Genomic DNA, 20,223 nt, shown 5'->3' with positions numbered 1-20,223 from the left:
GTCTCGACGTACGGTTTCCCACTCAACCCCGGACGCCGCCGATCGCGTCTCACTCTGCATCCGCACGTGAACGCGAGGCGGATGCGACCTGGAGGTGGCGTGAGTCGGCACGAGGACGACGAACAGTTCCGGCTGTTCGTACAACGACAGTGGGGGCCGTTGCTCCGAACGGCCTACCTGTTGACCGGCGACCGGGGGACGGCCGAGGACCTGGCGCAGTCGGCGTTGGAGAAGACCCATCGGCGCTGGGGGCGGGTACTGCGCAGGGACGCGCCCGAGGTCTACGTCCGCCGGGTGATGGTCAACACGGCGATCTCCTGGCGGCGTCGGCGGCGACCGCTGGAGGTGCCGCTGCTGACCTCCGACAGCGCGCCGACGCCGGACGCGTACGCGCAGGTGGAGCAGCGGCAACTGCTCCTCACCGCGCTGCGTCGGTTGCCGCCGAGGACCCAGGCGGTTCTGGTGCTGCGCTACTTCGAGGACCTCAGCGAGGCGGACACCGCCAGGGTTCTCGGCTGCTCCATCGGCTCGGTGAAGAGCCAGGCGTCGCGCGGGTTGGCCCGGCTGCGGGTCGAGTTCGCCCCACCCGCCCCGCAGTCCCCGGTACGGCTCGAGGAGGAACTGGCATGACCGAGAGCTTCGCGGATTCGACGCTCAGTCCTGCGCTGTGGCAGGCCGCGCACGGCGTCAACGTACCTGAGGACCCGTGGCCGGGGTTCGCCCGGCGCGAGCGACGGCACCGGCGGACGCGGCTGATCCGGGCGGCGGTGGCCGTCGCGGTCGGGGCCGCGCTCGTCGGGGTCCAGACCAACGTGGTGCCTCTGCCCAGGTGGGCGCCGGGCATCGCGGTCGCCGCCGCTCCGGCAGCGCTGCTCGACGCGCCGCCCCGGGGCGCGCTGGCCGGCGATCAGGCCTGGCTGGACGCGCTGCGGGCGCGGATCAGCACCGATCCGTCGATGAGCACCGACACCGCGTTGGGTGGCTGGAACCCGGACGGCATCTGGGAGGTCGGCGATCGCGACCGGATTCGCCTGCTCTACGGCAGTGACCAGCCGGGCCACCGGGTCGCGCTGGTCGCGGTGCCGCTGCGGTTCGGCCTACTGACCAAGGAGGCGCTGGTCTGGTACATGGGTCCGGCCGGGGCCGGTGCCCAACAGATGCACTACGCCGGCCACAGCGAGGGCGTCGACAGTCCGGTGATGACCCTGATGCGGGCCGGTCCCGACCGGGGCGGATTCGCGGTCGTCGTCGGGCCGGCCGAATCGACCGTCATGATCAGCGGCGACCCTCGGTACACGCCGGCGGGAACCCTGGAGTACCAGGACCTCGCCAGGGCGGACGGCAGCGGGGTCGGGTTCGCCGTCCTGCCCCCCGCGCCGCTTCGGAACGAACCCGTCGTCCGGGTCAGCCGTGGCGACCACGTGCTCTACCAGGGCGGCCTGGGCGGCGGCCCGTACGCCGCGATCGACCCGACCGGGCCGGAGCTGGACGCCCTGCTCACCGCCGCCCGACGGGGCGCCCGAGGTACGCCGCTGAACGACGCCAACCTGCGCAGCTTCGTCGGATCGGCACTCCTCGACAGTCGCCTCCCGCCCGCCGGGACGACGGTACGGGTGCGTTGGTCGGGCAGCGAGCACGGCCAGGCCGCCGCGCTGCTCACCGTGCAGCCTGCCGGCGGCGGGGTGATCGCGTACGCCATGCACGGCGACGACCGCACCGGCTGGTGGACCGACCTGCGGCTGCTGCTGCCGGCCGAGGGCGCCGACCAGCGACCGATCGGCTGGCGGATCCGGGCCGACAACAGCACCCGCACGCCGACGGACCAGGTGCGGGTGATCGCCCCGCCGGACGCGGCCCGCGTCACGGTCACGGTCGGCGGCGCACCCCCGGCCACGGTCACCCTGGACGCGTCGAACGCGGGCACCACCCGGATACCGCCGGACCAGCCGGCCACCCTCACCGCGTACTCCACGGACGGCAGCGTCCTCGGAACCACTCCGTTGCCGCCGGTCGAGGCCATCATGTCGGGCCTGCCGGGCGACAGCCCGGCTACCCGGGTGACCCCCTGACGAACCGAGAGCGTGGCCGAGTCGTCCGAAGACGGCTCGGCCACGCCGAGCAGGTTCAGCACGCGGCGGCCCGCTCCCACCCTCCCCACCTGGTCTGAAACGGATGCCGCCCGGCGTGTCACCAACCCGGAGAACGTTCCTGGACAGCGCACCAGTGAGGCTCCGCTGGGCTCAAGGCATAGCCGGGCGGCCACAATCGACGGTGTCAGATCTCGCGGACCCCGCTGCTCGCCCAGGCCGCCCTGGCGACGGCCCGCAGGCGACGGCCCGCCATGGCGACGACCTACCTCCAGGCCGACGACCCGGTCAACGCCGGCCGGACGCTGATCGCCGCCAGGCAGTAGATCCTGCACTGCCTCAAGCGCTACATCGTCCGCGACGTCTCCACCGCCCTGGTCGCCGACTTCGCCGCCCTGACCACTTGACCTTCATAGGAGCATAGTGGCGACCGTTACGTTCTATCGACGCCCGATGTACCGTCGGTAGTGGTTGTCTGCTGACGAGAGCTGGGGTGGGTTTCTCCTTCCTGCGCTGGGAGCGTCGTTGTGTCGCACGTCGATCCGCGGTTCGGGGCTCAGTTGCGGGCTCTGCGTGCCGGCCGGGGTTTGTCTCTGCGGGCGCTCGGGCAGCTCGCGCATCGGGGGAAGAGTCACCTGCATGATCTGGAGACCGGTGCGAAGGCTCCGACGCCCGAGACGGCCCGGCATCTTGATGGGGTTCTTCAGGCTGGCGGTGCGCTCGTGCGGCTCGTTGGTCAGCCTGTCGATCATGGCGCTGAAGCCGATGATCTGCTTGCTCGGGTGCGTGCCAGTGATGTGAGCGTCGAGACGCTCACCCGGATCGAGGCGAGCGTCGACGACCTGGCCAGCGCGTACGCGACCACCCGGCCGGTGGATCTGCTTCCGATGGTGCGGAAGCACTTGGCGTATGTGGGCCGGCTGCTCGACGGTCGGGGGACTCTGGCGCAGCGGCGGCGTCTGATCGTTGCGGGCGGCTGGTTGACCGTGCTGCGGGCGACGGTGCACATCGACCTTCAACAGCGTTCCGCAGCCGGCGCGCACCTGGTCGCCGCTGGCACGCTTGCCGAAAATGCCGAGCATCCGGAGATCCAGGCGTGGTGCCTGGAGACCCAGGCGTGGGACCGGCTCACCCAGGGTGAGCACCGACAGGCGATCGCCCTGTCTCAGCAGGCCCAGCGGGTGGCGCCTCGGGGAAGCTCGGCGCACATCCAGGCGACGGCGCAGGAGGCGCGGGGGTGGGCGCGGGTGGGTGACGTGCGGCGGACCCGTGACGCGCTGGACCGTCTGGAACGGTTGACCGCAAATCTGCCCGTGCCGGAGCGGGCTGAGCACCATTACCGGTACGACCCGACGAAGGCGCTGGCGTACACGGCGACGACGCTGTCGTGGGCGGGTGACCCGGCCGCCGAGCAGGTGGCCCGGGTGGCGTTGGCGGAGTTGGACCCGCGCGGTGACGGGGGCGACCGGCCACGGCGGTCCGCTTCTGCCCGCCTGGACCTGGCTTTGGCGTTGGTGGCCGCCGGCCAACCTGACGAGGCCGGCGCGGTGGCCGCTGAGGCGATCCGTTCCGGGCGGGTGGCGTCGTCGAACTGGTGGCGGGCGCGAGAGGTGCTCCGGCGGGTCGAGCAGACCGACGCGGCAGAGGCGTCGGCGCTGCGTGAGGTGTACCAGGCGTACCGGCCCGTCGGCTGACAGAGGACAGCCGACCCGGCCAGCGGACACTCAACACCTTTGGGTAGCCGCTCGGTCGCTCAATGCTGTGTTTGAGGGCGGGATCGGCGCGAACACCCAGATGGCCGCGACCCGCTCGCAGCCGGGCGCGGCGGTGTCGGTCCTTCCAAGAGCACGCCGCCGCGCCCTACCAGCGGAGGTGGGGGATGAGCGACACCAGGCCGGTCGAGGGCAGAGGCGAGCAGATACAGCAGGAGGAACGGGAAGCCGCCAAGCGACGGATCCTGGCGCTGGCCGAGGAGGAACGGATACCGGCCGAGGAGACGACCAGGGCGGTGCCGGACAGGCGGTGGCGTCGTGGACAGCAGTGACCTCCTGCCGGTCGGTCGTCGGGTGGCGTACTGGCGGGGGCGGCGCAAGCTCTCCCAGCAGGTGTTCGCCGACCGGCTCGGCAAGTCCAAGAGCTGGGTCGACAAGGTCGAGCGGGGTGTCCGGTCGCTGGACAAGATGTCGGTCCTCCGGGACGTCGCCGCCGTGCTGCGGATCGACACGGCGGTGCTGCTTGGTCGGGACACCCGGCCCGCCGACGTGACCGGGCGGGTCGAGGGCGTCGAGCGTGTCCGGGAGGCCCTGTCGACGTACGACATCGCGGTGGGCCGGTCGGCGGCGCGCTGTCAGGTGTTGTCGGCTGATCGGCTGGCGCGGGATGTCACACACGCTTGGATCACCTTCCAGCACGCCCGGTACCCGCAGGTGATCGTGCTGGTGCCGGACCTGCTGGCTGGCGTGCAGCGTGTCCACGCCGATGATCCCGGGTGGGGTCGTCCACTGCTGGTCGAGGTGTACCGGGTGACCGCGTCGCTGCTGGTGAAGCTCGGCGAGGTCGACCTGGGCTGGCTGGCCGCCGATCGGGCGATGGCCGTGGCCACCGGTGACTCGGCGCTGGTGGCCGCCGCAGCCGTGCAACTCGGCCAGGTGCTGCGCGCCTCGGGGCGAGCGCGGGCGGCCCTGTCGGCGACGCTGGCCGCCGCGTACCGGATCGCCCCGTCCAACCCGGACGACGGGACCCCGGCCGCACTGTCGCTGTGCGGGACGCTGCTTGTGCAGGCGGCCCTGGCGGCGGCGCGTGGCGGTGACGACCGGGTCACCGTCGAACTCATCGGCGAGGCTGCCGGCATGGCGGCCCGGGTAGGCGACGGCCACGATCACCACCGGACCGCGTTCGGGCCGACTGCGGTTGACCTGGCCCGTGCCGCCGCAGCCCTCGAACTGGGCAACGCACACGACGCGGTCGCCTGGCACGAGCAGGCCACGAAGCGGGACGGCTGGCGGTGGCTACCGGTCGAACACCGCGCCGCCCACCTGCTCGACGCCGCCCGCGCCTACCTCCAAGCCGACGACCCGGCCAGCGCGGGCGGGGCCCTGGTCGACGCCGACCGCACGGCACCGGCCGAGGTACGCCACCGCCCCGCCGCCCGGGAGGTGCTCGCCCAGGTAGCCCGCGACCCGCACGCGCCGGCCACGATCATCCAGCTCGCCGTCGCCCTCGGGGTGACCCCAGCATGACCGGGCCGTTCCTGTCGCTGGCCCAGATCCGCAACCGGCTCATCCTCACCGCCCGAGCGGTCCTCCGCGACCACCGGACCGGCCCGGACGGCAGCTGCCGGGTCTGCCACACACCGGACTGCCCGGTAGCGACCGCCGCCCGCAACGTCATCGACGCCGCCGAAGAACTACAGCAGCGAAGTACAGCAACCGAGCCCACCGAACCCGACCGCGACGACCCTCAGCAGGACGGATTCCTCGGGCGACACCCGCCTCCAGTGCGCGGTGGAGCTGCTCGTTCGCCGCCGAGCTGGGACCGACGGGATCACCGCCAACACCAGCACCCCCGGCACGGTCGCCGCCGGAATCGACGGGAGTTCCCGTTCGACCGGGAGGTTGTACCCGCCGCGCTCAGGCCCGCCCAGCGGGCGGGTCGTCCAGCTCCAGCGGCGACCCGCCGAACCGCCACGACACGTCGTCCTCGCCGCGGCGCACGAGCGCGTGCAGGAAGCAGGGCTCCTCGTCGTCCTCGTCGACCAGCAGCCACGTCTCGGGTGGGTGGCCGGCCGCGGCGAGCGCGTCGTCGTCCAGCCAGCGGGCGCCGCCGCCGTCGGACGGCAGGAACCCCTCGACGGCGGCACACCCCGGCCCCGGCTCGAACCGCCCATGGACCCACGGGAAGTCGCCACCGACCCACACCAGGGTCGCGACGTGCAGACCACCGACCAGCCACCTCGACCGGTTCACTGCGCACCCCGTGTGTCGCGGTTCATGGCGTCCTCTCGCGGCCGGCGGCGGTCGATCGGCGAGGGCGGCAGGCGCTTCCGCCGTCGCCCGCCGTGGGCAGCCTAGCCTTGCCCTGAGCCGTCCCTCAGCTTCGCTGTCGTCGGATCGGCGTCTGATTGATCCGACCTGGCGTCATCTGGACAACCGCCACCTCCGGTGTCGGTATCTGCGGGCCCGCGGCCGGCTCCTGAAGCCATGACCACGCCGGTCCGGGACCACGGCCGGCCACCCCGTCGATGGGAGACAGTGTCATGGCATTCCTGGGTAGCCGCGCCCGGCACGCGGCGCTGGCCCTGCTCGCCGGTACGGCCCTGGCCGGCCTGCTGGGCACCACCGCCGCCCCCGCCGCCCCACCGGCCGCGCAGCCGGACCGGGTCATGACCGTTACCGACGTCTGGATGCGGGACGTCGCCACCGACGTCGGCCTCCAGCCGCACACCGGCAGCCCGATCTGGTCCAGCCCCGACGTGAAGGTCTGTCCGACGGCGGTGGCGTGCGCGACCAGTCAGTTCCCGGTCGTCGGCATGACCAGCTACATCTTCGTCACGCTGCGCAATCCTGGCCCGTACGGTGCGGGCACCGACAGCGGGTCGCTGCGGATCTACCGCACCTCCCCGGGCGGTGGCATGGTCTGGCCGACGGACCTGACCTGGGTCGCGACGGTGAATGTCGTCGTGCCGGCGGGCGCCACGACCGTGGTCGTCCCGTGGGGCGCCGTGCCCGGCCCCGGCCACTTCTCCCTGCTGGCCGTGTGGGACTCCCCGGACGACCCGTTGCCGCTGCTCACCCCGGACCTGATGACCAACGTCCGGAACAACAACAACATCGCCTGGCGCGACCTCCTGTCGGTCTAGCCTTCGCGGGCGGGCGCCGGGATCCGGCCGATCGCCGGCGCCGATCCCGCTGCTGGCGGCCACCGCCGTCCGATGGCCGTACGGCGGGGTTCCGGACCGTCGGGTCCGGGGACCCCGCCGTACGCCTGCCAGCGTGACGATCGCCGGGCGGGGCCGGGCCTGCGGAGGGACGGCGGCCCGCCGCTAGCTGAGGCTGACCCAGTCGGTGGCCACCGCGTACCCGTCGGCGCGGGCGGAGAGCCGGACGGGGCCGGCCGGGGGAGCGCCCAGCGAGAAGAAGCCCACCTCGTCGACCGGCGCCTCGTCGTACGGGCCGGTGGCGGTCCGGGCGGTGACCCGGCCGCCCCGGGGCGGGGAGAGCTGACCGACGATCCCGGCGTCGCTCACCTCGATCTCCAACACCACGGCGCCGCTGCGGAAGGACAGGGTCCGCGCCGCGCCGCCCGAGCGGGTCAGCCCGGCGGGCTCGGCGTCGCACGCCGAGTCGAACGTCAGCTCGGCGACCGCCAGTTCGGCGTCCACGGTCCGCCAGGCGAACGCCGCCCGCGCGGCGGTCAGGAACTCCTCGGGAACGGGTCCGGCGTCCCACAACGCCGCGCCCAGCTCCACGGTCAGGGCGTCGTCATCGCCCGGCGGCCACGGCGCCATCGCGGTCACCCCCGTTCTTGTTGGGGCCGCGACGGGCCCCGAGGAACGGGGCGAGCGCCGGGCAGTTTCGCAGCCTGTGCAGGCAGCGGGCCTGGGTGGGGCCGATGCTGCCGACCGGCATGCCGAGTCGCTCACCGATCTCCCGGTAGCTGACCGGCGGGTCGGCGGTGAGCAGGGCCAGCAGCTCCTGGCAGCGGGGCGGAAGTTGGGCGAAGCCCTCCCGCAACGCCTGGCGCCGCTCGGCCCGCAGCAGCGCCTCGTCCGGCGCCGCCGCGTCCACCAGCGGCCCGTGCCGGGCGTCGAGCGCGTCGTCGTACGGGTCGACCGGCTGGCTGCGCCGGCCGAGGCGGGACAGTCGGTAGCACTCCCGCCGGGCGGTGGTGGCCAGCCAGGCGGCCAGCGCCTGCGGGTCGCGCACCTGGTCCAGCCGCTCCACCAGGCGCAGCCAGACGGTCTGGTTGATGTCGGCGGCGTCGGCGCGGCTCATCCCGTGCGCCCGGATCACCGAGACCACCAGCGGGGTGTAGCGGCGCACCAGCTCGGCCCATGCCGCCTCGTCCCCGCCGGCGGCGGCGGCCACCAGGCCCGTCGCGGTCAGGTCGGTCACCGGCGTGCCCCTTCGCCGTCCGGATCGGGCCTCACGCGACCAACACCCCGTAGTCGGGGTGCCAGCGGGGGTTCGCGAGCAGCGCGAGCCGGGCCGCGTCGGCGCTCAGGCCACCGGCGACCATCATGGCCGCCAGCCGGCCGGAGACGTACGCCGCGGCGAACGAGGTGCCGGCCCACCCGGCGAAGCCGTGGAACACCCGGGTCGGTCGCCCCGGCAGCGGAAGCTGGCCCTCGACGTACGTGCTGTCGCGCTCGCCGAGCGCGCAGGCGTCGACCCACGGCCCGAATCCGCTGTACGCCGCCGGTGCGGGGCCGGTGCCGCCCTGGCTCACCGCGGCCACGCCGAGCACCCGGCCCAGCGCGGCCGGCCAGGCGGGGCGGCTGGTGCCGGCGTTGCCGGCGGCGGCCACCACGGCGGTCTGCGCCGGCAGCGCGGCCACGGCGTTGACCAGGGGCAGTGGGGGCAGGTCGTCCTGGGTGAAGCCGCCCAGGGACAGGTTGACGACGGACACCTGCGGCCCGAGCCGGGCCATGGCCGCCACCAGCATCGACTCGTCGCCGACGCCGGTGGGGTTCAACGCCTGCTCCGGGTCGACCTTCACTCCCGGCGCGGCCTGCCGGACCACCCCGGCGACGAAGGTGCCGTGCCCGCCCTGCGGGGCCAGCACGTCGCCGGCGACGTACAGGGCGTCCTCGTCGTCCGGCTCGGGCAGGTAGCTGCCGCCGAGCCACTGCGGATGGTAGCTGCCGGCCTGCCGCCAGATCCCGGTGTCGCAGAGGCCGACGGTGACCCCCGCGCCCTCGCCGAGCCGGGCCGGGTTCGGCGCGGCCAGCGCGCCCACCGCCCTGGGTGGGCCGCCCGGGTTGCCCATGATGTTGCCCAGGCCCAGCAGGACGTGGTGCGGCTGCACCGCCGGGACCGGCTGGCCCGGCCACTGCTGCGGGCTGCGCAGGGCCGACACCACCGTGGGGATGTCGGTCTCCTTGGCGAACAGCAGCCGGGTGACGCCGGCGAAGCCGGTGCCCACGGTCACCTGGTGGCCGCGCGCGCGCAGCCAGGCGGTGACCCGCTGGGCGTCGGCGTCGGCCGCGAGCAACTGCCGGGGGCGGTAGAGGAACTCCCGGCCCGGGACGGTGTGCCGCCGCACGTTGGGGTCGGCGGCCAGCGCGTCGGAGAAGGCCCGCTGGTAGGCGTCGTCGTCGGTGCTCTCGCCGGCTGCGGCGCCGGGCCGCAGCCCGCCGCCGAGGGGCGCCGCCGCGGCGAGCGCGCCGAGGGCCAGCAGCCGCCGCCGGGACAGCCGGTCGACCGACGGCGGCGGGCGGGGACGGTCAGGCGGCACCGGTCCTCCAAGCGGTTGCGGGCAGCGCGGTCGTCGGGTTCCCGGTGCGGTCGTGACAGCACGTCCGGGGCGCTGTCGATTCTTCCAAAGCATAGTTGAATGTCAATGACACAAAAGGTCGACCCGGCCGGTGGAAATCCCATTTGTGGGGTCCGCATTGACGCTTGTCGGTTCATCGGGAACGCTGTCCGACATGGCCGACAGCGCCGATCCCGGTGTCGGAGCGGCCCAGGCCGCGCTCGACGCGGTGCAGCGCTACCCGCGCGAGGCGATCGCCATCGCGCAGCGGGTGCTTGCCGCCGGCCGCGCCGTCACCGGCGACGAGCGCTCCACCGCCGAACGGGCCGTCGGCCTGGCCCTGCGGGAGCTCAACGACCTGCCCGGCGCGCTGCGGCACCTGCGCCGGGCGGTGCGGGCCGCCGCGACGCCCCGCACCCGCGCACTGGCCCGGATGAGCCTCGGCTACGTGCTGGCCAACGCCGGCCGCACCGGCGCGGCCCTGCGCGCGGTGACCGCCGCCCTGCCCCCGCTCGTCGGGGCCGACGCCGGGCGCGCCCGGATGCAGCGGGGCGTGGTGCTGCACTACCGGGGCCGCTACGACGAGGCGGTGCGCGACTACTCCCTCGCCGTAGAGATCGCCCAGCGCGAGGGCGACCCGCTGCTGGAGGCCCGGGCCCGCAACAACCGCGGCCTGCTCAACGCCCACCGGGGCGCCGGCCGGGGCCGCGACGGCGACCTCGCCCGGTCGGCGGCGATCTTCCAGCGGCTCGGGCTGGAACTCGCCGCCGCCGACGCCCGCTGGAACCTGGGCATCGCGGCGGGCCAGCGCGGCGACACCGTGGGCGCGCTGCGCTGCTTCGCCGAGGTCGAGCAGGAGTACCGCCGGTTGTCGGTGCCCCGGCCGGCGCTGCTGCTGGACCGGTTCGAGCTGCTGCTGTCGGTGCCGTTGCTCGACGAGGCGGTCGAGGTGGCCGGGGCGGCCGTGCGGGAGCTGAGCCGCCGGGGGATGGCCTCCGACCTGGCCGAGGCGCTGCTGGCCCAGGCCCGCGCCGCGCTGCTCGCCGGGGATCTGGACACCGCCACCGACGCCGCCGCCCGGGCGCGGGTCCGCTTCCGTCGCCAGGGGCGGCGTACCTGGGCAGCCTTCGCCCGGCACGTCGAGTTGCGCGCCGAATTCCGTCGCGGCACCGGCTCGGCGGCGCTGCTCACCGCGCTGGTGCGTACCGCCGACCAGCTCGACGCCACCGGCTGGCCCGGCCCGGCGCTGACCACCCGGATCGACGCCGGCCGGCTGGCCGCCGCGCTCGGCCGTACCGAGAAGGCGGCTACCCTGCTGGGCCGGGCGGCCCGCGCCCGCCGGCGGGGCACCGCGCCGGGCCGGGCCCAGGGGTGGTACGCCCTGGCGCTGGCGCGCCGGCTCGCCGGGGACGACCGCGCGGCGGCCCGGGCGCTGCGGCGCGGGCTGGCCGTGCTGGACAGCCACCGGGCCTCGCTCGGCGCCACCGAGCTGCGGGCGCACAGCGGGGCGTACGGGCAGCAGTTGGCCGCCGAGGGCCTGGATCTCGCCGTCCGGTCCGGCGCCGCCGGCCGGGTCCTGGCCTGGGCGGAACGGTGGCGGGCCAACGCGCTGCGCACCCGGCCGGCGCTGCCGCCCGAGGACCCGGACCTGGTCGCGGCGCTCAGCGAGCTTCGCCTGGTCAGCAGCCTGCTGGAGGACGCCCTGCTCGTGGGCCGGCCGACGCACGCGCTGCGGGGCCGGCAGGCCCGGCTCGAACAGGTGATCCGGGACCTGGCCCGGCGGGTGCCCGGCGGTGGCGACGTGACGGCCCCGCCGGGCGTCGCGGCGCTCGCCGCCCGGCTCGGCCCGCGCGTGCTGGTGGAGCTGGTGGCGCACGGGGACCGGCTGCGGGCGGTGCTGGTCCGCGACGGCCGGGCCAGCCTGCACGACCTCGGTCCGCTCGCCGAGGCGGTGGAGCAGGCCCGGCGGCACCGCTTCGGCCTGCGCCGGCTGGTCACCACCGGCGACACGGCCGCCGCCCGGGCCGGGGTCGGGCACGCCGCGGCGGCCCTGGACCGGCAGCTTTTCGACCCGCTGCGCCGGCGGCTGGGCGACCGCCCCCTGGTGCTCGTGCCGGTCGCGGCGCTGCACGCGGTCGCGTGGTCCGGCCTGCCGACGTGCGCCGGGCGGCCGGTGACGGTGGCCCCGTCGGCCACGGTCTGGCTGCGCGCGGACGGCCGGGCGGCGCCCGACGGCGCACCGGTGCTGGCGGCGGGTCCGCGACTGCCGGCCGCGCGGACCGAGGTCGAGCTGCTCGCCCGCGAGCTGCCCGGCTCCCGGCTGCTCGCCGGGGCGGACGCCACCGCCGACGCGTTGACCGCCGCGCTGGACGGCGCCGGGCTGGCCCACATCGCCGCGCACGGCACGTTCCGGGCCGACAACCCGCTCTTCTCCGGCCTGGAGCTGGCCGACGGGCCGCTGCTCGCGTACGAGCTGGAACGGCTGCCCCGCCCGCCGGGCTGCGTGGTGCTCTCCGCGTGCGACTCGGGGCTGTCCGGGGTGCGCCCCGGCGACGAGGTGCTGGGCTTCACGGCGGTGCTGCTGGCGCTGGGCACCCGATGCCTGGTGGCGGCCGTGCTGCCGGTGCCGGCCGACCTCACCACCGCGCTCATGCTCGACCTGCACCGGCGGATGCGTGCCGGGGCCCGGCCGGCGCGGGCCCTCGCCGACGCCCAGGCCGCGTTCGTCGCCACCGGCGACGGCTCCGCCGCGGCGACGGCCGCCGCCTTCGTCTGCTTCGGCGCCGGGTGAGCGCCGCCCGTGGTGGACGGGTCCGGTCCGGGTGGCTCGGGTGCGCGCCCGAGGGCCTCGGCCCGGCGTAGGGATAACACCGTCGTATGACCCGGAGAGGATGATCAGAAATCAATATCCATCAATAGAATTTCCGTCATCTCGAACGAGGTGCGTCCACCCGGCGCGCCGGTCTCGATGCGGAGGAACACATGGTTCGCTGGCGCACCCTCACCGGCCTGTTGGCCGCCGCGCTGGCCGCGGTGACCGCGGGCAGCCTCACTCTCACCGCACCCGCCGCCGCCGCGCCGCCCGACGGCACGATGACCCCCAACGTCGTCGGCGGCACCCGGGCCGCCCAGGGCGAGTTCCCGTTCATGGTGCGGCTCTCGATGGGCTGCGGCGGGGCGCTGTACAGCCCGCGGCTGGTCCTCACCGCCGCGCACTGCGTGGGCGCCACGGGCACCAACACCAGCATCACGGCCACGCTCGGCGTGGTCGACCTCCAGTCCAGCAGCCGGATCACCGTCCGGTCGAACTACGTCTACCGGGCCCCGGGCTACAACGGCTCCGGCAAGGACTGGGCGCTGATCCGGCTGGCCACCCCGGTCACCGGCCTGGCCACCCTGCCGATCGCCACCAGCGGCGCGTACGACAGCGGCACCTTCACCATCGCCGGCTGGGGCGCGGCGCGGGAGGGCGGCGCGCAGCAGCGCTACCTGCTCAAGGCCACGGTGCCGTTCGTCAGCGACTCGGTCTGCAACTCCAACTACGGCGGCGAGATCATCGCGGCCGAGGAGATCTGTGCCGGCTACGCCAGCGGCGGCACCGACACCTGCCAGGGTGACTCGGGCGGCCCGATGTTCCGCCGCGACGCCAGCAACGCCTGGATCCAGGTCGGCATCGTCAGCTGGGGCAACGGCTGCGCCCGCCCCGACTACCCGGGCGTCTACACCCAGGTGAGCTACTTCTCCTCCGCGATCGCCTCGGCCGCCGCGAGCCTCGGCGGCTGACCGACCCGACGACGGGCGCGGCCCGGCCGGACGTCCGGCCGGGCCGCGCCCGTCGGTCCACCGGGCGACCGGCGGCGTCCAACCCGTCGGGACGTGGCCGATCCGGACCCTTGCACCGCCCGGCGGAGATCAGGTGGAACACGCCGTGGTAGTCGACCAGGGCCTGGCAGAGCGGGCCGGGCAGGTCGGAGCGGCCGTTGGTGCAGATGTTCAGCGCCGGGTGCGGGTTGGTGGCGGTGTGGTGCCACAGCACCCCGATCTACCCCTAGGATCACCGTAAAACTTTCTGTCGATCCCGCTCAGTCGGCCGGCGGCGCGGGGTGGTCGGTCTCGAACCGGGCCCGGGTGAGGAAGGCCAGCTGCGCCCGCTTGTCGGGCATGTCGATCTCGTCGTCGAAGGTGAAGCCGGACCGCTCCAGCCGGTGCAGCGCGGGCCCGTTGCGCACGTCCGGCTCGACCACCACCCGCTGCCGGGTCGGGTCGCGCAGGAGGAACCTCACCAGCGCGGGCCCCACCGTCCCGGTGAGGTTGCGCGGCGGACGCCGCCCGGGGGAGAGCAGCAGGTGCATGCCGATGTCGCCGGGCCGGACGGGATACCGCTCGCCGACCGGATCGGCCTCCGGTTCGTAGCTCTGGAACAGGCCGATCGGCTCGCCGTCGAGCAGGATCAGGTACGCGTGGTGGGTGGCCAGCCCGTCGACGAAGGCGTACACCTCGCGCACCTCCTCGACGGTGTGCCCGGCCATCCCCCAGAACGCCGCCCGGGGCTGGGTCACCCAGCCGTGCAGCAGTTCGGCGTGGGCCGCCGGGTCGACGGCGACGAGGGACAACTCGCCGACGTCGGGCACCTTCTCTCGGTACGCCACGGTCTTTTGGTGTGTCACGGGGTCCTCGTCTCCTGCTCGGGGGTGAGCCGCGCCCAGTCGGTGACCACCGGGATCAGCTCCCCGGCGGCCCACCGGGGCAGTTGGTCGTCGAAGTGCGGGTCGCCGGGGCGGCCGGAGGCGCCGAACGGCACCACCCAGCGGCTGTCCGCCCGGTCGGTCAGGTCCCAGACGTAGCGGGCGACCGGGCCCCGCCAGCAGGCGTCGGAGAGCCCGGGGACGCTGCTCGTGGCCAGCACGCAGTCGGCGTCGCCGGAGAGCGTCACGCGCTCGCGCATCTCCTCCACCGCGACGTCGACCTCCTTGGCCACCGACAGGTGCACCGGGTGCAGGACGTGCCGGCGTCCCCAGGTGCCGGGCGGGTCGCCGTGCGACACCTCCTCCAGCGCGGCGGCGGCCACCGGCCCCACGTCCACGCCGAGGCGGTCCAGCCCCGCCACCACGGCGTCGAGGGCGTGGCCGATGCGGCCGAGGGGGTTGGTCCATGCCGCGAACAGCTCGTCGTACGCACCCTCGGCGCGCAGCGGACGCAGCCGCGGGTGCTCGTGCAACCCTCGGGCCAGCGCCCCCCGCCAGGCGGCGAACGCGCCGGCGTCGGCGCTGTCGGCGCGCATCCGTCCGTCCCAGGCGGCCAGCCGGTCGCGCAGCGCCCGGGCCGGCGTGCTGAGGGCGTCGGCGTCGACGCGGTCGAGCGCGCCGCGCAGGACGGCGGCCTCCAGCCGGTCGTCGGTGTGCACGCTCGCCGGCCCGGCCCCGGCCGCCAGCAGCGTGCGGATGCGCCGGGCGCGGTGCGGCGGCGCGAAGTCGACGCCGAGCGCCGCCACGTCGGGCCGGCGGTCGTTGGCGCAGACCACCGGCCCGGTCACCGCGGTCCGGGGCAGCGGGGCGTAGTCGCCGGTCCAGCGGTAGCGCGGCTCCCAGCCGGGCACCGGCTCCCGCCGGCACCGTTCGTCGCGGACCGGGACCAGGCCGGTGACGAGCTGGGCCACCGTCCCCGACCGGTCGGCGACGAGCACGCTGTTGACCGGCTCGACCCAGCGGCCCAGCGCCGTGGCGACGTCGTCGACGCTGCGCGCCCGCAGCAGCGGCAGCAGCGCGTCGAAGCCGAGGCGCTGCTCGACCCGGGCGGGGGTGCGCAGGCTGATCGCCTCGCCGGTGTGCCGGTCCTCGTCGACGACGGGGCCGCGGGGCGTCTCGATCACCTCGACCTGCACCGGCTCGCCGCCGCGTACCACGATGCGCTCGACGTGGCGGCGGGCCGGCGCCCAGCCGTCGGCCTCGCGCACCAGGACCCGGTCGCCGTCGCGGCGCAGCCGCTCCCGGTAGAGGTCCTGGTAGTCGGCCATCGCGTTGGTCACCGCCCAGGCCACCTCGCCCGCGTGGCCGAAGTGCGGCAGGCCGGGGACGCCGGGAAAGGCGAACCCGAGCACGTCGAACTCGGGGCAGGCCAGGCGCACCTGGTGGTAGATGCCGGGCAGTTCGAGGATCCGGTGCGGGTCGCCGGCGATGACCGGGCCCCGCCCGGTGGCCGGGTCTGCCGGCACGGCCCAGGCGTTGCTGCCCGACCCGGCCGGTGGCTCGGCGCTGAACAGCCCGTCGGCCGCCGGCCCGAGGGTGGCGGCGACGTGCGCGCGCCACAGCTTGTTCGGGAAGGTCGCGAACAGCACGTGCTGCACCAGGAAGACCCCGAGCGGGGACCAGGGCCGCCACCGGCCGGGGGCGCAGCCGGCGGCGGCGAACTCGGGGGCCCCGGCGGCCCCCTCGGCGAGCCCGTCGTTGACCCCCTGGGCGTACGCGGCGACCCAGCGCCGGGTGGCGGGGTCGAGCCGGACGAAGCAGCGCCGGGCGGTGTCGTCGAGGCGGGCCCGGCGGGCGAACCGGTCCCAGCCCACCTCGGCGGGGCCGACGTGCTGGGCGAGCCGGCCCTCGGAGCGCCACCGCTCCACCTCGATCTGCCATGCCCGGTCGAGCGCCGCCGCCCGACCCTGTAGCCGGGCCAGGTCGTCCACAGTGTCCGCCCACAGGTGCGCCACGCCCCAGGTGTCGCGACGGATGCCGGCCGTCCGGGCGTGCGGCGCACGCGGCGGGGCCGGCTCCCACAACAGCTTCAATTTAGGTTACCCTCCCCTAACTTAGGCAGACCTTACTGGAGGGGTCCGTGAAACGGAACTGGGAAGCCCTGGTGCTGCGCGCGATGGGCGGCCGGACCTTCCGGCTGACCGTGCGGGGGACCGAGTCGGTCGGCGGGAGCTACCAGCGGCTGCACCTCGACGACGGCGGCCTGCTGGCGGAGTGCGGCGTGCACCCCACCATGTGGGTCCGGCTGTGGTTCGACAACGAGGGCCGCCTTCACCAGCGCGCCTACACCCTCGTCGACCCCGACGCGGCGGCCGGCCGGTTCAGCCTGGAGTTCGCCCTGCACGACGGGTGCGCCGCCCGGTGGGCGAGCGCCGCCCAGGTCGGCGACACCATCGAGGCCACCGTGCAGGGCAGCGCGTTCCGGCTGCCCGACCCCGCCCCGCGCCACCTCTACCTGGTCGGCGACGCCGCGTCCCTGCCGGCGGTGAACAGCCTGCTCGACGCCGCCGCGGACATCCCGGCCACGGTCTGGGTGGAGTACGCCCACGACGGCGAGCGGGCGCTGCCGACCCGGGACCGCGCCGGCCACGAGATCAACTGGGTGCCCCGCCGCGACGACGGCCGGCACCTCGTCGACACCGTCCGCGCGGCGCTGCCCGCCGGCGCCGACGACGCCCACTACTGGGTCGCCTGCGAGGCGGCCAGCACCCGCGACCTGACCAGGCACCTGCGCCGCACCCTCGGCGTGGGCAGGCACCAGCTCACCGCGCTCGGGTACTGGAGCGCCCGGTGAGGTCGCACCTCGGCACGCTCACCGCCCTCTACGTCACCCAGTACCTCGGCATCGGCTTCATCACCGTCGGCCTCACCGCGATCCTGCGCGACGGCGGCACCTCGCTGGACACCCTCGCCCTGTTGCAGTTCGTCGGCCTGATCTGGCCGATCAAGTTCCTCTGGGCGCCGTTGCTGGACCGGTACGGCTCCCGCCGCCGCGGCCACTACCGGTCCTGGCTGCTGGTGCTCCAGGGCGGCCTGGTGCTCGCGCTGCTGGCCCTGCTGCCGTACACCCGGCCCGCCGGGCAGCTCGGCCCGGTCGTGGCGATCTGCGCCGCGTACGTGCTGCTGTCGGCCACCCAGGACATCGCCGTCGACGCGGTCGCCGTCCGGGTGCTCTCCGCCCGCGCCCGGGGCGCCGGCAACGGTATCCAGGTGGCCGCCAGCTACCTCGGCAACCTGCTCGGCGGGGGCGCCTGCGTGGTCGTCTACGACCGGTACGGCTGGGTGCCGGCGATCCTGCTGCTGGCCGGGCTGACCGCCGTCGGCCTGCTGGTGGTGTGGCGGTTCCGGGAACCCGGGCGCACCGCCCGTCCCGCCGGCGCCGGCCAGGCGTACCGGGCGCTGCTGACGGTGTTCGGCCAGCCCGGCTGCCGCTGGTGGACATTCGGCGTGGTGCCGCTGGTCTACACCGGCGCCGGCGCGGCGTACGCCGTGCTGTCCCCGGCCCTGGTCGACGCCGGCTGGTCGCTGGAGCGCATCGGTGTGGTCACCGGCATCGTCACCAGCGCGCCGGCCGTCGTCGCCGGCCTCGTCGCCGGCGCGTCGGTCGGCCGGTTCGGCCGCGCGGGCGTGCTCGTCGCCGCCGGGGTGGCGCTGGCGGCGTCCACGGCGCTGCTGCTGCCGCTGCTCACCGGGCGGGCCCCCCTCGCGCCGACGGTGCTGGCGCTGTCGGGATTCATGGCCGCCTACACGGCCGCCAACGTGGTGCTCTACACGGTCAACATGGACTACTCGCGGCCCGACACCGGCGGCACCGACTTCACGGTGCTGTCGTCGTTCGGGATGATCTGTTCGTTCGCGGCGGCCTCGGTCGGGCTGGTCGTCGCCGAACGGGTCGGCTACCCCGCGGTCGCGGTCGGCTCCGTCGTGCTGGTGGCCGCCGGCGTCGCGGTGGGCGTGGCGCACCAGCGCCGGCACCGCCCGTCGGCCCCGCCACTGCCGAGGCCCACCGGCGAGCCGGTGCCCGCCGCGAGCTGACCGTTCCGCCGTTCCACCGTTGCGACAGGAGCGCCATGAGCCTGCCCGAACCCGCCGTCCGGACGCTGCCCGCCCGCGCCCGCCCACTGCCCACCCGGTGGCTGATCCTCGCCGTGCTCTGCCTCGCCCAGGTCACCGTGGTGCTCGACAACACCGTGCTGACCGTGGCGGTGCCGGTGCTCACCGCCGAGTTGGGCGCCAGCACCGCCGACGTGCAGTGGACCATCAACGCGTACGCGCTGGTCCAGTCCGGCCTGCTGCTCACCGCGGGCAGCGCCGTCGACCGGTACGGCCGGCGCCGGCTGCTGCTGGCCGGTCTCGTCCTGTTCGGCGCCGGATCGGTGGCCGCGGCGCTCGCCCAGTCCACCGGGCAGCTCATCGCGGCCCGGGCCGGCATGGGCATCGGCGGCGCCCTGCTCGTCACCGCCACCCTCGCCGTGGCGATGCAGGTCTTCGACGCCGCCGAGCGGCCCCGGGCCATCGGCATCTGGGCGGCGGCCAGCGCGCTGGGCTTCGCGGCCGGGCCGCCCGTCGGCGGGCTCATCCTCGCCCACTTCCCGTGGGAGGCGATCTTCCTGGTCAACGTCCCGATCGTGGCGGTCTGCCTGGTGGCCGCCGGGGTCCTGGTGCCGGAATCCCGCGACCCGGCAGGCGGCCGTCTCGACCTCGGCGGGGTGGTGCTGTCCACGGCCGGCCTCACCGGGGTGGTGTACGCGATCATCGCCGGTCCCGACCGGGGCTGGGGCTCCGCCCCGGTGCTCGGCACGGCCGCCGGGGGAGTGCTGCTGCTCGCCGCCTTCGTGTGGTGGGAACGGCGGGTCGCCCACCCCATGCTGGACATGGGCTTCTTCCGTGACCGCCGCTTCGTCGGCGCGGTCTCCGGGGTCGTCCTGATCACCTTCGGCGCCACCGGCGCGCTGTTCCTGCTGACCCAGCACCTCCAGTTCGTACGCGGGTACCCGGCCTGGGATGCGGGCCTGCGGATGGTGCCGTTCGCGCTGTCCATCGTCGTGCTCAACCTCGCCGGCATCGCCGCCCGGCTGATCCACCGGCTCGGCACCGCCGGGGCCATCGCCGTCGGCATGACCCTGCTCTCCGGCGGTCTGCTGTTCGTCACCCACGCCCCCGGGGACGGCTACGGCGTGCTGCTGGCCGGCCTGCTCACCATGGGCACCGGCTGCGCCCTGGCCAACCCGGCGATCGTGGAGGCGGTGATGAGCGCGATCCCGCCGCAGAAGGCCGGCGCGGGCGCCGGTGTGGACGGCACGATGACGGAGGTCGGCAGCAGCCTCGGCGTCGCCGTCCTGGGAGCCGTGCTGAACGCCCGGTTCGCGGCGCTGCTGCCCGCCGCGCTGGCCGGCGCCGGGTCGTTCCCCGCCGCGCTGGCCGCCGCCCGGACCGACGCGGACCGGGCGCAGGTCGCCGACGCCTTCCGCGTCGCGTCGGAGTCCGGGCAGACGGTGGGCGCGGTCGCCGTCCTGACCGGTGGTCTGCTCGCCGCCTGGCTGCTGCGCCGGGCGCAACGAAGCGGTGGAGGCGTCGCACGCGAACGGCTGCCGCAACGGGCCTGAAAGTTGCTGGAAAGTCTTGCGGACGAAGCTACGGCGGTCCGCGCGACGCGTCAAGGCTGTCCCAGCGCGGGCTGCCGCGTTCCGCCGTCGAGCTGCTCGTCTCCGGCCCGGCCGGGCGGCGGCGATGTCCAGGTCCCGCCCTTGCCCGGCGGGGTCGGGACGGCGAGCGCTTCCGGCCGGGAGGCGGCGCCTCCGTGGCGGCGATGTTGCCGGCGGGTTTCAAAAATCTTGCCGCAAGGTCTTGCAATTCCTTTCAGATATCCAGCATCGTCTTGCTACCCGGACGGCCGTCCACTCTCGCCAGTACCTCTT

At 75.1% G+C, this 20,223-nt stretch carries 17 protein-coding genes; 11 read left to right on the top strand and 6 right to left on the bottom strand.

Going from position 1 to position 20,223, the window contains the following annotated elements:
- The first annotated feature begins 99 nt into the window (after window positions 1-99).
- From C5N14_RS23370 to C5N14_RS23355, 5 genes are all read left to right on the top strand, one after another.
- Entirely contained in the window at window positions 100-630 is a 531-nt protein-coding gene (locus C5N14_RS23370; RefSeq protein WP_243639958.1) for a SigE family RNA polymerase sigma factor, read from the top strand.
- Window positions 627-2,069, top strand: a complete 1,443-nt coding sequence (locus tag C5N14_RS23365; protein WP_117670616.1) for a hypothetical protein — start codon at window positions 627-629, stop codon at window positions 2,067-2,069. The genes C5N14_RS23370 and C5N14_RS23365 overlap by 4 nt, the downstream gene beginning before the upstream one ends.
- A gap of 506 nt (window positions 2,070-2,575) precedes the next feature.
- A complete protein-coding gene (locus C5N14_RS23360) occupies window positions 2,576-3,781 on the top strand; it encodes a helix-turn-helix domain-containing protein (RefSeq protein ID WP_117670613.1) in 1,206 nt (401 codons plus the stop codon).
- A gap of 185 nt (window positions 3,782-3,966) precedes the next feature.
- Complete coding sequence (locus C5N14_RS32340; protein WP_165878203.1) at window positions 3,967-4,131, top strand: hypothetical protein; 165 nt, start codon at window positions 3,967-3,969, stop codon at window positions 4,129-4,131.
- On the top strand, window positions 4,118-5,326 hold the full coding sequence (locus C5N14_RS23355; protein WP_243639956.1) for a helix-turn-helix domain-containing protein: 1,209 nt from the start codon (window positions 4,118-4,120) through the stop codon (window positions 5,324-5,326). Before C5N14_RS32340 ends, C5N14_RS23355 begins: the two co-directional genes overlap by 14 nt.
- Window positions 5,327-5,716: 390 nt before the next feature.
- Here C5N14_RS23355 and C5N14_RS32335 read toward each other — a convergent pair whose 3' ends face one another.
- Window positions 5,717-6,052 (bottom strand): hypothetical protein, encoded by a 336-nt coding sequence (locus C5N14_RS32335; protein ID WP_117670611.1) that lies wholly within the window; start codon window positions 6,050-6,052, stop codon window positions 5,717-5,719.
- Between the two features lie 290 nt (window positions 6,053-6,342).
- On the opposite strand from C5N14_RS32335, the gene C5N14_RS23340 reads away from it, so the two are divergent.
- Window positions 6,343-6,945: a hypothetical protein gene (locus C5N14_RS23340; protein WP_117670609.1), complete on the top strand. Its 603-nt coding sequence runs from the start codon at window positions 6,343-6,345 to the stop codon at window positions 6,943-6,945.
- A gap of 183 nt (window positions 6,946-7,128) precedes the next feature.
- Here C5N14_RS23340 and C5N14_RS23335 read toward each other — a convergent pair whose 3' ends face one another.
- Genes C5N14_RS23335 through C5N14_RS23325 form a run of 3 tightly spaced genes read right to left on the bottom strand, consistent with a single transcriptional unit; the run spans window position 7,129 to window position 9,542 of the window.
- Window positions 7,129-7,593 carry a hypothetical protein gene (locus C5N14_RS23335; protein ID WP_117670680.1) on the bottom strand — a complete coding sequence of 155 codons (465 nt, stop codon included), beginning with the start codon at window positions 7,591-7,593 and terminating at the stop codon, window positions 7,129-7,131.
- On the bottom strand, window positions 7,568-8,200 hold the full coding sequence (locus C5N14_RS23330) for an RNA polymerase sigma factor (protein ID WP_117670608.1): 633 nt from the start codon (window positions 8,198-8,200) through the stop codon (window positions 7,568-7,570). Before C5N14_RS23330 ends, C5N14_RS23335 begins: the two co-directional genes overlap by 26 nt.
- 31 nt (window positions 8,201-8,231) lie before the next feature.
- Entirely contained in the window at window positions 8,232-9,542 is a 1,311-nt protein-coding gene (locus tag C5N14_RS23325) for a S8/S53 family peptidase (protein ID WP_243639954.1), read from the bottom strand.
- A 193-nt stretch (window positions 9,543-9,735) separates the two neighbouring features.
- On the opposite strand from C5N14_RS23325, the gene C5N14_RS23320 reads away from it, so the two are divergent.
- Both C5N14_RS23320 and C5N14_RS23315 read left to right on the top strand, forming a co-directional pair.
- Window positions 9,736-12,351 (top strand): CHAT domain-containing protein, encoded by a 2,616-nt coding sequence (locus tag C5N14_RS23320; RefSeq protein ID WP_117670604.1) that lies wholly within the window; start codon window positions 9,736-9,738, stop codon window positions 12,349-12,351.
- A gap of 191 nt (window positions 12,352-12,542) precedes the next feature.
- Entirely contained in the window at window positions 12,543-13,343 is an 801-nt protein-coding gene (locus C5N14_RS23315) for a trypsin-like serine protease (protein WP_117670602.1), read from the top strand.
- 299 nt (window positions 13,344-13,642) lie between these two features.
- Here C5N14_RS23315 and C5N14_RS23305 read toward each other — a convergent pair whose 3' ends face one another.
- Together C5N14_RS23305 and C5N14_RS23300 are read right to left on the bottom strand one after the other, a co-directional pair.
- A complete protein-coding gene (locus tag C5N14_RS23305) occupies window positions 13,643-14,209 on the bottom strand; it encodes a GNAT family N-acetyltransferase (protein WP_117670600.1) in 567 nt (188 codons plus the stop codon).
- Between the two features lie 14 nt (window positions 14,210-14,223).
- Window positions 14,224-16,329 carry a penicillin acylase family protein gene (locus C5N14_RS23300; protein ID WP_117670678.1) on the bottom strand — a complete coding sequence of 702 codons (2,106 nt, stop codon included), beginning with the start codon at window positions 16,327-16,329 and terminating at the stop codon, window positions 14,224-14,226.
- Between the two features lie 56 nt (window positions 16,330-16,385).
- Here C5N14_RS23300 and C5N14_RS23295 point away from each other — a divergent pair, with 56 nt between their 5' ends.
- From C5N14_RS23295 to C5N14_RS23285, 3 genes are read left to right on the top strand one after another with little or no spacing between them, the layout of a single operon-like run.
- A complete protein-coding gene (locus C5N14_RS23295) occupies window positions 16,386-17,099 on the top strand; it encodes a siderophore-interacting protein (RefSeq protein WP_117670595.1) in 714 nt (237 codons plus the stop codon).
- The gene (locus C5N14_RS23290) at window positions 17,096-18,340 is read left to right on the top strand and encodes an MFS transporter (RefSeq protein ID WP_117670593.1); all 1,245 of its coding nucleotides are present in this window, start codon (window positions 17,096-17,098) and stop codon (window positions 18,338-18,340) included. Before C5N14_RS23295 ends, C5N14_RS23290 begins: the two co-directional genes overlap by 4 nt.
- Window positions 18,341-18,375: 35 nt before the next feature.
- Window positions 18,376-19,911: an MFS transporter gene (locus C5N14_RS23285; RefSeq protein ID WP_117670591.1), complete on the top strand. Its 1,536-nt coding sequence runs from the start codon at window positions 18,376-18,378 to the stop codon at window positions 19,909-19,911.
- The last annotated feature ends 312 nt before the right edge of the window (window positions 19,912-20,223 follow it).

Source organism: Micromonospora sp. MW-13 (assembly GCF_003434305.1).
Taxonomy (GTDB): Bacteria; Actinomycetota; Actinomycetes; order Mycobacteriales; family Micromonosporaceae; genus Micromonospora.
The sequence above is the reverse complement of the archived record's forward strand: the minus strand, read 5'-3'. Positions and strand labels throughout refer to the sequence as shown.